Here is a 12,645-nt window from a genome sequence, read left to right on the forward strand (position 1 = left end):
CCCGTGCTCCTCTAAGCGAGTTCCGTGCCAGGGGTCAATCGCTGGCCGTTCCCCCGCCTTTTCTCGGAAATACGGAAGCTGCCCCGCCAAGGTGACGCACCCGAGGCGCGCGGGGCGGCCTCCTTTGCCAAAGTGACAACTGGATTTTCGCCGGGGGTGCCGGCGCGCCGGGGCGCGCCGTGTCCGCCGGACGGCGCGCGCGCGATCACTCCAGCTCGCCGAGCTTTCGGTAGATCGTGCGGGTCGAGATGCCGAGCAGCTGCGCGGCCACGGATTTGTCCCCGCGCGCGTGGCGGAGCGTCTCGCGGATGAGCCTGCGCTCGACCTCGTCGAGGGGGGTGCCGACCGAGAACGTGAGCGAGCTCGGCTCGGCGGGGGCGGCCTCGCGGATGAAGTCGGGCAGGTCGTCGACCGAGAGCTGGTCGCCGCGGCAGAGCACCACGGCGCGCTCGATCACGTTCTCGAGCTCGCGGACGTTGCCCGGCCAGGTGTAGTCGGTCAGGCGCGCCAGCACGTCGCGCGGCGCCTCCAGGCGGGGGCGGTTGTTCTTCGTGCAGTACACGCCGAGGAAGTGGTCGACGAGGAGCGGGATGTCCTCGCGCCGGGTCCGGAGCGGGGGCGCGGTGATCGCGATCACGTTGAGCCGGTAGAACAGGTCCTCGCGGAAGCGCCCCGCGGCGACCTCGGCGCGGAGGTCCTTGTTGGTGGCCGCGACGAGGCGCACGTCGGCGCGGACCGTGTCGCCGCCGACGGGCTCGTACTCGCCCTCCTGCAGCACGCGGAGGAGCTTCACCTGCACGGCCGGCGAGAGCTCGCCGATCTCGTCGAGGAACAGCGTGCCGCCGGCCGCCTTGGCGAAGCGGCCGTCGCGCTTCGCGAGGGCGCCGGTGAACGCCCCGCGCTCGTGGCCGAACAGCTCGGCCTCGAGGATGGTCTCCGGGATGGCCGCGCAGTTGACCGCGACGAACGGCCCGCGCGAGCGCGCGCTGCGCTCGTGGATGAAGCGCGCGAGCAGCTCCTTGCCGGTGCCGCTCTCGCCGAGCACGAGCACCGTGGCGCTCGAGGGCGCCGCCTGGGTCGCGATGTCGAGCACGCGGCGGAGCGTCGGGCTCGAGCCGACGATCTCGCGCTTCGTGAGCAGCTTGATCTCCTGCCGCAGCGACCGGTTCTCGGCGACGAGCGACTGGCGCTCGGCGGCCTTGCGGACGCTCTTGATGATCGTCATCCGCTTGAGCGGCTTCTCCACGAAGTCGTAGGCGCCCTCGCGCATGGCCTGGACCGCGGTCTCGACGGTCCCGTACGCGGTCATCATCACGACCTCGGTGTCGGGCGCGAGCTGCTTGAGCGCGCGGAGCAGCTCGAGCCCGCTGACCCCCGGCATCATGAGGTCGGTGAGCACCACCTCGACGCGGCGGCTGCGCACGATCTCGAGCGCCGCCTTCGCGCTGTCCGCCGTGATGACGCGCATGCCGTCGCGCTGGAAGATCTTCTCGATCGAGGCGACGTTCGACGGCTCGTCGTCGACCACGAGGACCGTCGGCGCGCCGGGCGGCGGCGCGGCGCCGGCGGGCGGCGGCGCGCTCGGGGGGGCTCCGACTTGTGCCAGATCGTCAGCCATGCGCCACTGTGTCACGAACGTCAGCGGCATGTCCAGAAGAGCACGGGTCTGACAAAGTCCGAGCCGGCGGCTGACAAACTGACACGGCGACCGGGGCGCCGCGCGGCCCGCGGAGATCGCGGCGATCTCAGCGGATGAGCTTCGACAGGTGCTTGAAGTCGTCCGTCCCGGCGACCTTGAGCCAGTCGAAGACGACGGTCTCGGCGGTGGTGATGGTGGCGCCTGCGGCGCGGCAGAGGTCGAGGCCGGCGAGCCGGTGGTCGTCGCGGCGCGAGGCGACGCCGTCGAGCGGCACGTGGACCGCGACGCCGCGCGCGGCGAGCTCGCGGACGGTCTGGAAGACGCAGACGTGCGCCTCCATGCCGACGACGATGGCGGTGCGGGGCGCGCGCTCGCCGAAGGCGCGCTCGAACTCGAGCGCGTCGCAGGCGGAGAACTCCATCTTGGGGATGACCGGCGCGCCCGCCTGGGCGAGCTTCTCTGCGAGGGGCGCGACGGTGCGCCCGAGCCCCGCGGGGTACTGCTCGGTCGCGAGGACGTGCGCGCCGAGCCGCCGCGCCGCCTCGATCAGCAGGGTGGCCGCGCGGGTCAGCGCGGCCATCTGGGGCGCCGGCATCGCGGCCGCGAGCTTCTCCTGGACGTCGACGACGATGACCGCGCTCGCGCTGGGCTCGAGCCTTCGCATGGCTACCTCGCGGTCCGGAAGCTCTTGAGGAACCGGAGCAGGTCGCTCCGCAGGTCGAAGCGGAGGAGCGCCTCGCCGATCACGGCGCCGCCCTCGCCGACGAGCACGCCGGGCAGGACGGTCATCGACGCCAGCAGATCGCTCGGGCGCACGGTCTTGCGGCCGGCGAACGCGCAGCGGCGGCCGTCGTTCGCGGTGAACTCGAAGGAGTAGGGGAGGGTGCCGGTGCGCGCGAGGTCGAGGCCGAGGCGCCCGGAGAGGTAGCGGTGATCGGCGAACCCCTCGGCGTCGATCTCGCCCTCGATCTCGACCTCGGGCTTGCGCAGGAAGGCGAGGAGGCCGCGCGAGCGCGCGCGGATGGTGAACGACATGGGCCGCTCGTCGGCGGGGGACTCGACCAGGTGGAAGCTCCCGGCCATGGTCTCGCAGAACTCGAAGCCGCGCATCACGCCTCCGGCGGGCGGCGGGGCGGCGCCGGCAGCGGCGGGCCGGCCGTGGCCTCGGTGAAGTCCTCGGGCGGGAGCACGAGCCGCTCGACGCGGCGGCCCTCGGCGAGGGCGTCGACGATCTCGGGGACGTCCGCGGGGGTCACGCGCCCGTAGAAGTAGCCGTCCGGCTCGACGGCGATGACGGGGCCGGCCCAGCAGACGTCGATGCAGCTCGCGGTGCAGGCGCGCGCCTCGGTCTTGGCGAGGCCGCGCTCGGCGAGGGCCGCCTTGAGCTGCGCGTGGATCCCCTCGGCGCCGCGCTGGGCGCAGGAGCCCTTGGGGACTCCGTCCGGGCGGCGGTTGACGCAGACGAAGAGGTAGCGCTTTCGCTGGGGCACGGGGCGGATCCTCGTGCGTGGCGGGCTCCGGGTCAAGCTGGGGGCGGAGGGGCGCGCGGGGCGGGGAGGGGGAGGGGCGTTCGCGAGCTCGGCCGCGAGCCCGTTGCACGAGGTGACCTCGCCGGGGTGTAGGATGGCGAACGCCGCCATGGATGTCGTCTCCAGCTGCCCGCTGCCGGTCGCTTCGGTCGTCTGGCAGCCACGCCCCGCGACCTGGATGCTGACCGTCGTCTGCAAAGCGACGTTCGTGCTGCGACCAGGCGAGGCGGCGCTCGCGAGAGAGCAGGAGCCGCCGCACGAGGACGACCAGCACTGGCACAACGACGCCCGCCGGAGCCTCCGCGCCGCCTGCGATCTCGTCCCCGTGAAGCCCTGGGCAGACGTCGCGCTGGTCGGGCACGCGTTCGCGCCGAGGGGGGAGCCCGTGCGCTCGCTGATCGCCCGGCTCAGCGTGGGCGAGGTGGACAAGTCGATCGCGGTGTTCTGCGATCGGGCCTTTGGCCAGGACGGCACGCTCCAAGAAGGACAACGATTCTCTCGGATGCCGTTGGTTTACGAGCGCGCGGCGGGCGGGCCGGACACGTTCAACCCTGTCGGGTTGCGCCCTGGGACGCACGACGCGCAAGGGCGGCTCATGCTCCCGAACCTCCAGCCGCCCGGGGTGAACGTCACATCCCGGTCTGATTTCATTGCGCCGATCGGCTTCGGACCGCTTTCGCCGGCGTGGCCGTCGAGGCGCGAGAAGATGGGCCGCAAGGGGGCGCCGGGGCTGCTGAGGGACTGGTACAAGCAGCCGCTCCCGGAAGACATCGACTTCTCGTGCTTCAATCACGCGCCGCAAGATCAGCAGATCAAGGAGCTGCGCGACGACGCGCAGATCGCGCTCGAGAACCTCCACCCGGAGCACCCGCGCCTCGTCGCGAGCCTGCCCGGCGTCCGGCCGCGCGCGGTGCTCGAGCGCGCGAGCGGCGCGGCGCAGCCGCTCACCTTGCGCTGCGATACGCTGTGGATCGACGCGGATCGATCGGTGTGCGCGCTGACGTGGCGCGCGCAGGTCCCGATCGAGCACCCGCAGGAGCGGGGGAGGGTGCTTGTCGAGCTCGCGCAGGCCGGGGCCGGCTGGCCCGGTGGAGCGGTGGGGCGCGCACCGATGGCGTCGCAGCCGCGGGGGCTCGACGTCGCGGAGACGGCGGTTCCGCCGCCGCCGTCGTCCGAGGACGAGAGCTTCATGGGGACGATGGCTCCGGGGGTGGTCCCCCCGGCGGACATGGCGCTCCCGTTCGCGCCGTCGGGTCAGGCATCCGGCTTCGCGGGCGGCCCTCCAGCGCAGAGCGCGCCGCGGCCGCTGGCGCAGTCCTCGTCCGGGTGGGGCGGCGCGGCGCCGCCTGCCGTGCCCGCGCCGCCGGGCTCCGCGCCGTCGCTCGGCCAGTCGTCGCCGTCCTGGGGGGCGGGGGCTCAGCCCGCGCCGCCGCCTCCCTCCCTCCGGACGCGCACGGGCAGCGACGATCCGGACGCCTTCTTCGCTCCGTCGCCGCCGCCTCCGCCGCCGAGGGTCGTGGCGCCAGCGCCGATGGAGGCGATCCCTCCGGCGCGCGAGAGCAACCCGTGGTCGGTCGAGCCGCGCGCGGGTCAGCCGCCGCCCATGACGGTGGGGCAGCTCGCCGCCCACGTGGCGACCCCCGAGGTCGTCCGGGCCGAGCCAGCGCCCGCCGCGCGCCCGGCGCCTGCGGCGACGCCGCGCCCCGAGGGCGCCCCGGCGTTGCAGTTCATCTGGTACGACCCCGACGAGGTGCCGCGGATGCGGCGAAAGCCCGCGTTTCAGCGGATCCTCCGCGAGCTCGAGGGGAGGCCGCTCGACGCGGAGGTCGACGATCCGGCGATCGCCAGGGATCCGATGGCGGTCGAGGATCGGCGCGAGGTCTTCGAGGTGCTCGCGCGCGGGGAGGCGGCGGACGAGGCGGAGCTGAGCAGGGCGCTCGAGCGGGCGGTCCGCGAGGACGGGAAGTTCGTGCCGCCGCTGGCCTTGCTCGCCGGCGAGCTGCACTTCCCGTTCGACGAGCTCGAGCGGCTGAAGGCGACGATGACGACGGCGGCCACGTTCGCGGCCGGGGACGAGGCGCTGAGCGCCGCGGTCGAGGAGGCGAAGGGCTTCCTGAGCATGCCGCACCTGCTCTGCCCGCCGGCGGTGGCCGAGGGGCTCACCCAGCGGATCGAGGACGCCTTCGCGCGGGTGAAGCGCTCGGTGCCGCAGGGGTACCTCGGGGAGCAGGCGGAGCGGGTGCTCCTCGAGCGGCGATGCTACCAGCGGCGCGCGGTGTTCGGGGCGGTGCACCTGCGCGCGCTGCTGCAGGTGGGCGGCTCGTCGAAGCACGTGCCGGCGTACCTGCCCGAGGATCTGGCGAAGCGGCTGCCGATGCAGGCGCGGTTCAGGGCGAGGCTGATCGCGACGCTCGAGCTGCAGGAGGATCAGTACGAGACGCACCCGGCGGCCCTGAGGGTGACGGCGCTCGGGAGGTTGATGGCGGCGCCGCGCGCGTGACGGGCGGGCGCGCAGCCGTAGCGATGGGGAGGCCGGCATGTCGAAGGGGGATCACGTCTTCAACAACATCGTCGCCAAGATGAACGGCGCGTTCGAGGCCGGGTTCACCGCCTATGCGCGCGAGAAGCTCGCCAGCGGCTCGGCTGGCTCGGCTCCGCTCGGCCCCCTCATCCACAGCAGAGCGGCGCGGGACGACTGGATGCGCAAGCGCATGCCGCTGACTTCGAGCCTCCTGACGGCGTTCCTCGAGGATGCGGCCCTGAGGGATCTGAGAGAATCGCTCCAGACGGCGACCTATCTCGGCGGAGACGCCAACAACGACGCCTACTCGATGTACGCGCAGGAGTTCCAGGGCGCCGTGGTCCGCCTGTTCACGAAGATCGCGCGCACGCGATCCTATCTCAACGAGGGCGACCTCACGCCCGACATCACGCGCGTCCGGAGGGCGTTCTTCCATATGACACGCGCGGCGGAGGACCCTGGCGCGCTCCAGAGGTTGCTCGAGCAGGTCCAGGGAAACGCGCGCGAGCGGACGAGGGTGGAGGCGGCTGTCCAGGCTGTCCGCGCGCGGCTGGAGCTCGCGTGGGGGGCCTGCGAACGCATCTTCAGGACGGCGGCCGCGGAGCTCTTGCGGCTGCCCAGGAGCTGAGCGTGCGGCCGTCGAGCACGCCCGTTTTCTTGTTCCGATGGCGGCGGCGGATCGCATACCCTTCGACCCCGACCGGTGAGCCTGGCACAGGGTGAGGGAGGTCCTCGCCGGCTGAACGAAGGAGAGCCCGTCGATGCGTCTCGAGGTGACCTTTGCGTGTGGCGAGGGCCCGCTTTCCGTGCGCCGGTTCTCGGTGCAGGAGGCGGTATCGAGCCTGTTCACCGTCTCGGTCCTCGCAGGATCCGAGAGCCCCGCCATCGACCTGGAGGCGATCATCGGCAGGCCGGCGCGCTTTCGCGTCGTCGGCGGCATGTCTCATGCTGGCGCAGGTACCCGCCTCTGGACGGGCATCTGCAGCTATGTCGAGCAGGTCCACGCGGTGCAGCCGACCAGCGGTCAGACGGCCATCTCCAGCTACCACGTGCGCATCGTCCCGGATCTCTGGCTGCTCACCCAGCGCCGCAACTACCGTATCTATCAGCACCTCACGATCCCGGACATCTCCGACCGGCTGCTCGCGGAGTGGAACCTGCAGCCCGTCTGGCAGATCGATCGGGGGCGCTATCCCAAGCTCGAGTACAGGGTCCAGTACGGCGAGAGCGACTACGCCTTCCTGTGCCGCCTCTGGGAGGAGGCCGGGATAGCGTTCACCTTCCCCGACGACGAGGGCGCGGGCTCTCGGCTGACGCTGAGCGATCGCCTGCACCAGAACCCGCTGCGCGCGGGGGCGCCGCTGACCTACGCGGACAACCCGAGCCAACCCCTCGACCAGCAGTTCGTCGCCAACGTCCAGCTCTCGCACGAGGTCCGCCCGGGGGCTTACACGATCCGCGACCATGATCTCCGCCGCCCGGCGTTTCCCCTCCTCGGCGAGGCGCAGAAGGCGCCCGCGCCCGAGGACAAGTACGAGCAATACCATTACCAGCCGGGCGCCTTCTTGATCCACGCGGACAGGGGCGGCGGCACGCCGGCCGCGGACGACAAGGGGGCCACGCGTCACGAGCAGGCCTTCGGCGCGCGGCTGGCCGAGCGGGCGCTCGGCGCCGAGCGCGTCGACCGCCGCGCGATCTCCTTCGAGACGAACACGATCGACCTCTGGCCCGGCGTCGTCTTCAGCGTCGATGGCCATCCGCACCCCGAGATCGCCGACGGCACGCGGCTGCTCGTCACCGAATTCTCGATCGACGGCACCCCTGGCGAGGAGTGGTCGATGTCGGGCCGCGCCCTCTTCACGGACGTTCCCTACCTGCCTCCGCTCCGCACCCCCAAGCCTCGCGTCGAAGGCGCGCAGTGCGCCACGGTCGTGGGCCGCGCGGGGCAGGAGATACACACCGACGAGTTCGGCCGGGTCCGCGTCCAGTTTCCCTGGGACCGCGAGGGGCATCACGACGACGCGAGCTCGTGCTGGATCCGCGTGAGCCAGGGCTGGGCCGGCACGGGCTACGGGATGATTGTCATCCCCCGCGTCGGCCAGGAGGTCCTCGTCGGCTTCCTGGAGGGGGATCCCGATCAGCCGATCGTCGTCGGGCGCGTCTTCAACGCCACCCAGCAGGTCCCTTACAAGCTCCCGGATCACAAGACGAGGAGCACCTGGAAGAGCGACTCGTCGCAGGGCGGCGGCGGCTTCAACGAGATCATGTTCGAGGACCAGAAGGGGCAGGAGCTCGTCTGGGAGCAGGCCGAGAAGAACCGCCGCCGGCTCGTCAAGAACGACGAGACGATCACCATCGGCCACGATCGCCAGCTGCTCGTGAAGAACGACGAGCACGCGCGCACGCTCGGCAACCTGAAGGTCTATGTCGGCAAGGATCAAGACATCGTCATCAAGCAGGAGAAGCGCGAGCGCGTGGAGGGCAACAGCCACCTTCGCGTCTGGGGGAAGCGCAACCAGAAGATCGACGGATCGCACTCGCTGATCGTGGGCGGAGATCGCCATGAGGTCGTGGGCAAGAGCCACGCCCTCGCGGCGGCCGAGGAGATCCACGTCGCGGCCGGTACGGCGCTGGTCATCGAGGCGGCGAAGGACCTGACGCTCAAGGGCCCGGGCGGGTTCATTCGCATCGACGCGAGCGGCATCACCATCCGGGGCAACGTCGTGCGCATCAACAGCGGCGGCTCGCCCGGCAGCGGCAAGGGCGCGAGCCCCGAGGCGCCGGCCGAGGCGACGGAGGCCGTCACGGACGACGTGAGCCGGACGCTGATAGGGCAGTGATCGGCGCTGGATGGTCCACGACCGAACGTTCGACGCGAGACGAGAGGAGAGGAGAGATGCCTCCGGCAGCACGCATCACCGACCTGCACACGTGCCCGATGGTCGAGCCCGGACCGGTCCCCCACGTCGGCGGCCCGGTCCTGAGCGGGGAGGGGACCGTCCTGATCGGCTTCCAGCCCGCCGCGCGCGTCGGCGACAGCGCCCAGTGCGTCCCTGCGATCGACAGCATCTCGGCGGGCGAGCCCACGGTGATCATCGGCCACAAGGATGCGGCGCGCATGGGGGACCCCACGTCGCACGGCGGGGTGATCGTGAAGGGGTGTCCGACGGTGCTCATCGGATCGAACCCTCAGGCGGAGACCTTGCGGACGGACAAGCCGTTCTGCGAGGACTGCGAGCGCAAGCGCAAGGAGCGCGAGGCGCGCCGCAACCGGGGGAAGCGCTGATGCCGGCGCCGCGCTGCATCGTCGAGGTCCGGTGGGGGAAGCTCGCGGGCACGAAGGTCGCCATCGACCCCGGCGATACGCTGCGGGTCGGGCGCGGGGACATGGCGCAGCTCGCGGTGCGGCACGACCCGAGGCTCTCGGCGGTGCACTTCGAGCTCGCCTGGGACGGCGCGCGCTGCACGCTCCGGGACCTGCGGAGCGCGACGGGCACGCAGCTGGGCGGCGCGCCGGTGGCCGAAGCCGAGGTGGAGCACGGGGCCTGGATCCGCGCAGGCGAAGCCGATTTCATGGTCTATTTCGAGGCCCACACGCCGCCGCCGGACGAGGAAGACGACGAGGTCGACGAGGACGAGCGGCGCCGTCGAGCGATGCGCCAGGGGCTCGCGGAGCGAGCGCTGGAGAGGCTGCGCGACGCCTCCTCGCGCGTTCCCCTCTACGCGGTCCTCGACGCCGCCCGCGACGACCGGATCCTGGAGCTCTTGCGCGAGTCGGTGGAGCGCCACCAGTCGCTCTACGAGGGGCCTCCCGGCGAACCGCTGGAGGACGTGGCGCCCTACCTGGCCGGCCCCATGGATCCGAGATCGGCGCTGCTGTCGCGGCTGGTGCTCGAGGGCTGGGGGAGGCGCTGGGGGATTTACTGCACGAGTCGAGAGCCGTTCCGCGAGGTCCGACGGCACTTCCGGCGGTTCCTGATGGTGGAGCTGGAGACGTCGGGCGAGCGTGTGTATTTCAGGTTTTACGATCCCGGCGTGATGAGCGTCTTCGCTCCCACGTGCACGCCGCTGCAGATCGAGGAGATGCTCGGCGCCAATGAGCGCATCCTCTACGAGGTCCCCGATCACGGCCTCGCGAGCATCGACGCCGAGCTCGCGACGGCCAAGCGATCCGTCAGGGCGTTGGGGACGGCGGACGCGCCGTCCGAGGGATGACCGGATGCCCGCGCTCAAGCTGACCCTCGCTTCTCGAGAAGACGCGCTGTTCGTGCATCGGTTTGCGGTCCACGAGGCCATCTCGATGCCGTTCTCGATCTCGGTCTGGGCCCGCTCGCCGGATCCGACCCTGGACCTCGGGGGCATCGTCGGCCGCCCGGGGACCTTCCACGCCGACGCCGGCTACGGCTTCGCGCACCGGCCGGGCGGCCGCACGTGGAGCGGCCTTGTGAGCCGCGCCGAGCAGGTCCACGCCGTCAAGACCGCGGCCGGCCAGCAGAACGTCTCCACGTACCACTTCCGCCTGGTCCCGACCCTCTGGCAGCTCACGCAGCGGCGCAATCAGCGCATCTACCAGCACCTTTCCATCCCCGACATCGTCGACCGCCTCCTCGGCGAGTGGCGTATTCGGGCTGTGTGGCGGATCGATCGCGGGCGCTATCCGAAGCTTGAATACAAGGTTCAGTACGCCGAGACCGATTACCTGTTCCTGAGCCGCCTGCTCGAGGAAGCGGGGATCGCCTTCACGTTTGCGGATGACGAGGGGCACGCCGCCGCGCCGATCTTCAGCGACCGTCTGGAGGCGAACCCACCGCGGTCGGCGTCCCCGATCCTCTATATTGGCGACGCGAGCGAGGGCGCGGGACGGGAGTTCGTCACTGGCGTGCGTCTCAGCCGTGAAGTGCGTCCTGGTGCCGTGAGCGTACGGGACCACGATTTTCGACGTCCGATGTTTCCGCTGGCGGCGAGCGCCCGCACGGCCTCTGCCGAGGATCGCTACGAGCAATACCGGTACCGGCCCGGCGCGTTTCTCGTGGAGACCGGCAAGCCAGCCGGCAGCCCGGTCGCCGACGACCAAGGGTTCGCCCGCCATGACTCCGGAGTTGCCGACGACCTCGCACATCGCGAGCTCCACGGCGAGCGCGTCGGCCTCCACGGCATCGCCTACGAGACGAACGCCTTCGACATCGTCCCGGGCGCCGTCTTCTCGGTCGACAGCCATCCGCATCCCGGGCTGCCCCCGGCTCGCAAGCTCCTCGTCGTCGAGAGCTCGTTCGAGGGCACGCCTGACGGCGAGTGGACGCTCTCGGGTCACGCGGTGTTTGCCGATTCGCCGTATCGCCCGCCGCGGCGCGCTCCGAAGCCGGTCGTCCATGGCTTTCAGAGCGCCGTGGTCGTCGGGCCGCCTGGCCAGGAGATCCACACGGACGAGTTCGGCCGCGTCCGCGTGCAGCTCGCGTGGGACCGAGAAGGGCAGAAGGACCAGCACAGCTCCTGCTGGATGCGCGTGCATCAAGGATGGGGCGGCGCGGGCTGGGGGATGCTCGCGCTTCCGCGCGTTGGGCAGGAGGTCCTCGTCACGTTCCTTCAGGGCGACCCGGATCAGCCCGTTGTCATCGGTCGCACCTACAACGCGGTCCAGAGCGCCCCGTACGCGCTGCCCGAGCACCGCACCCGGAGCACCTGGAAGAGCGACTCCTCGCCGGGAGCGGGCGGGTTCAACGAGGTGATGTTCGAGGACCTGAAGGGCAAGGAGCTCGTCTGGCAGCAGGCGCAGAGAGACCGGAAGCGGCTGGTCAAGCACGACGAGCAGGGCACGGTCGGTCATGACCGGCAGAAGCTCGTCAAGAACGATGAGTCCGAGCGGATCGACGGTTACGTCAAGCGAGCGGTGAGCAAGGACGTGGATGCCGTGACGGGGGGCGACAGGCGGGAGCGGATCGAGGGGAGCTGCCACCTGGAGGTGCGTGAGAGCTACCGGGAGGAGGTTCGAGGAACGCAGTCGCGCACCGTCGAGCAAGGTCAGCAGGAGCGCGTCGGCGGTCGCCATGCGCTGCGCGCGGCGAAGAAGATCCACGTCGTCGGTGAGGACTTCGTGGGTGAAGGCGCGGACGACGTGACGATCCGCGGACCGGGCGGGTTCATCCGGCTGGACGCGGCGGGGGTCACGATCACGGGGACGCTCGTGAAGATCAACGTGAGCGGCTCACCCGGGAAGGGCGGGGGAGCGCACCCGGAGGCGCCGGAGGAGCCGGTGGGGGTGGGCTCCGACGAACCGTGAGTGGAGAGCGCGATCTGTCCCTCAGGCTTCGGCGCCCGCGGCGCGCCGCGCGCGGTGCCGGCGCAGCGCGAGGCTCACGAGCCCGATCGGCGTCACGACCGGCACGAGCACGAGCCCCGCGACGCCCACCATGAGCCCCCCTAGGGTCGCGAGCGCCAGCCAGAGCGCGTCGCTCACCGTCGGGCCGGACGAAGGCGCGTCCGCGCGCATCTCCCGGCGGAGATCGCCGACGGTCCGATCGAGCAGCGCCTCGAACGGCTGGCCATACAGGCTCTCGCTGCGGCGGCCGCGGAGGAACGCGCGCACCGTCCGGCGCGGGGCCGAGAGCAGCCCGGCGAAGAGGCCGCCCAGGTTGAGCTGCCACGCCGCGACGAAGTCCTTGCAGCCGGCGCCGAGCTCCCAGGCCGAGATCTCGAACTCGCCGATCGTGTTCGTGTCGTAGCCCGTGAGCACGTGGTGCAGGTCGTGGTACCGCACCGCGCGCACGCGCGCCGGGGTGTTCGGGAACGGCACGGGCAGGGGGCCGAGCTTGAAGTCGACCCACGCGTCCCCGTACCCGCCGTCCGCGCCGAACCCGTTCACCTCGAAGTAGATCGCCCGCGCCTCCCGCATCGTGAGGCCCTCGTCGTAATGCACCAGCGCCATGGCACCACCCTCCGTTGGTGAGTACGGTCAATGA

11 protein-coding genes are annotated in these 12,645 nt (G+C 71.5%); 6 read left to right on the forward strand and 5 right to left on the reverse strand.

Features of this window, described 5'->3' with window-relative positions; translation table 11 throughout:
- Positions 1 to 205 precede the first annotated feature (205 nt).
- The 4 genes from WMF26_RS50510 to WMF26_RS50525 all read right to left on the reverse strand — a co-directional run bounded on the left by WMF26_RS50510 (position 206) and on the right by WMF26_RS50525 (position 3,129).
- Positions 206 to 1,618 (reverse strand): sigma-54-dependent transcriptional regulator, encoded by a 1,413-nt coding sequence (locus WMF26_RS50510; protein ID WP_129580924.1) that lies wholly within the window; start codon positions 1,616 to 1,618, stop codon positions 206 to 208.
- Positions 1,619 to 1,745: 127 nt separating this feature from the next.
- Positions 1,746 to 2,303 (reverse strand): isochorismatase family protein, encoded by a 558-nt coding sequence (locus WMF26_RS50515; RefSeq protein ID WP_437335104.1) that lies wholly within the window; start codon positions 2,301 to 2,303, stop codon positions 1,746 to 1,748.
- Positions 2,304 to 2,305: 2 nt separating this feature from the next.
- Positions 2,306 to 2,749: a hypothetical protein gene (locus WMF26_RS50520; RefSeq protein ID WP_061625806.1), complete on the reverse strand. Its 444-nt coding sequence runs from the start codon at positions 2,747 to 2,749 to the stop codon at positions 2,306 to 2,308.
- Complete coding sequence (locus WMF26_RS50525; RefSeq protein ID WP_061625805.1) at positions 2,749 to 3,129, reverse strand: (2Fe-2S) ferredoxin domain-containing protein; 381 nt, start codon at positions 3,127 to 3,129, stop codon at positions 2,749 to 2,751. The genes WMF26_RS50520 and WMF26_RS50525 overlap by 1 nt, the downstream gene beginning before the upstream one ends.
- A gap of 148 nt (positions 3,130 to 3,277) precedes the next feature.
- Here WMF26_RS50525 and WMF26_RS50530 point away from each other — a divergent pair, with 148 nt between their 5' ends.
- From WMF26_RS50530 to WMF26_RS50555, 6 genes are all read left to right on the forward strand, one after another.
- Positions 3,278 to 5,668, forward strand: coding sequence for a DUF2169 family type VI secretion system accessory protein (locus tag WMF26_RS50530; protein ID WP_437998531.1), 2,391 nt, complete (start codon positions 3,278 to 3,280; stop codon positions 5,666 to 5,668).
- Between the two features lie 37 nt (positions 5,669 to 5,705).
- Positions 5,706 to 6,317 (forward strand): hypothetical protein, encoded by a 612-nt coding sequence (locus WMF26_RS50535; RefSeq protein ID WP_437998532.1) that lies wholly within the window; start codon positions 5,706 to 5,708, stop codon positions 6,315 to 6,317.
- A gap of 133 nt (positions 6,318 to 6,450) precedes the next feature.
- Positions 6,451 to 8,529 (forward strand): type VI secretion system Vgr family protein, encoded by a 2,079-nt coding sequence (locus tag WMF26_RS50540; protein ID WP_437998533.1) that lies wholly within the window; start codon positions 6,451 to 6,453, stop codon positions 8,527 to 8,529.
- 56 nt (positions 8,530 to 8,585) lie between these two features.
- Positions 8,586 to 8,975 carry a PAAR domain-containing protein gene (locus tag WMF26_RS50545; protein WP_437335108.1) on the forward strand — a complete coding sequence of 130 codons (390 nt, stop codon included), beginning with the start codon at positions 8,586 to 8,588 and terminating at the stop codon, positions 8,973 to 8,975.
- The gene (locus WMF26_RS50550; RefSeq protein ID WP_437998534.1) at positions 8,975 to 9,904 is read left to right on the forward strand and encodes a DUF4123 domain-containing protein; all 930 of its coding nucleotides are present in this window, start codon (positions 8,975 to 8,977) and stop codon (positions 9,902 to 9,904) included. Before WMF26_RS50545 ends, WMF26_RS50550 begins: the two co-directional genes overlap by 1 nt.
- Before the next feature lie 4 nt (positions 9,905 to 9,908).
- Entirely contained in the window at positions 9,909 to 11,966 is a 2,058-nt protein-coding gene (locus WMF26_RS50555) for a type VI secretion system Vgr family protein (protein ID WP_437998535.1), read from the forward strand.
- Positions 11,967 to 11,987: 21 nt separating this feature from the next.
- Here WMF26_RS50555 and WMF26_RS50560 read toward each other — a convergent pair whose 3' ends face one another.
- Entirely contained in the window at positions 11,988 to 12,611 is a 624-nt protein-coding gene (locus WMF26_RS50560) for a hypothetical protein (RefSeq protein ID WP_437998536.1), read from the reverse strand.
- Positions 12,612 to 12,645 lie beyond the last annotated feature (34 nt).

This window comes from Sorangium sp. So ce185, from assembly GCF_051526825.1.
Classification (GTDB): domain Bacteria; phylum Myxococcota_A; class Polyangia; order Polyangiales; family Polyangiaceae; genus Sorangium; species Sorangium cellulosum_D.

What these genes read in the sequence shown, in the direction of transcription:
- WMF26_RS50510 (WP_129580924.1), bottom strand. Translation starts at nt 1,618, where the DNA reads ATGGCTGACGATCTGGCACAAGTCGGAGCCCCCCCGAGCGCGCCGCCG.
- WMF26_RS50515 (WP_437335104.1), bottom strand. Translation starts at nt 2,303, where the DNA reads ATGCGAAGGCTCGAGCCCAGCGCGAGCGCGGTCATCGTCGTCGACGTC.
- WMF26_RS50520 (WP_061625806.1), bottom strand. Translation starts at nt 2,749, where the DNA reads ATGCGCGGCTTCGAGTTCTGCGAGACCATGGCCGGGAGCTTCCACCTG.
- WMF26_RS50530 (WP_437998531.1), top strand. Translation starts at nt 3,278, where the DNA reads ATGGATGTCGTCTCCAGCTGCCCGCTGCCGGTCGCTTCGGTCGTCTGG.
- WMF26_RS50535 (WP_437998532.1), top strand. Translation starts at nt 5,706, where the DNA reads ATGTCGAAGGGGGATCACGTCTTCAACAACATCGTCGCCAAGATGAAC.
- WMF26_RS50540 (WP_437998533.1), top strand. Translation starts at nt 6,451, where the DNA reads ATGCGTCTCGAGGTGACCTTTGCGTGTGGCGAGGGCCCGCTTTCCGTG.
- WMF26_RS50545 (WP_437335108.1), top strand. Translation starts at nt 8,586, where the DNA reads ATGCCTCCGGCAGCACGCATCACCGACCTGCACACGTGCCCGATGGTC.
- WMF26_RS50550 (WP_437998534.1), top strand. Translation starts at nt 8,975, where the DNA reads ATGCCGGCGCCGCGCTGCATCGTCGAGGTCCGGTGGGGGAAGCTCGCG.
- WMF26_RS50555 (WP_437998535.1), top strand. Translation starts at nt 9,909, where the DNA reads ATGCCCGCGCTCAAGCTGACCCTCGCTTCTCGAGAAGACGCGCTGTTC.
- WMF26_RS50560 (WP_437998536.1), bottom strand. Translation starts at nt 12,611, where the DNA reads ATGGCGCTGGTGCATTACGACGAGGGCCTCACGATGCGGGAGGCGCGG.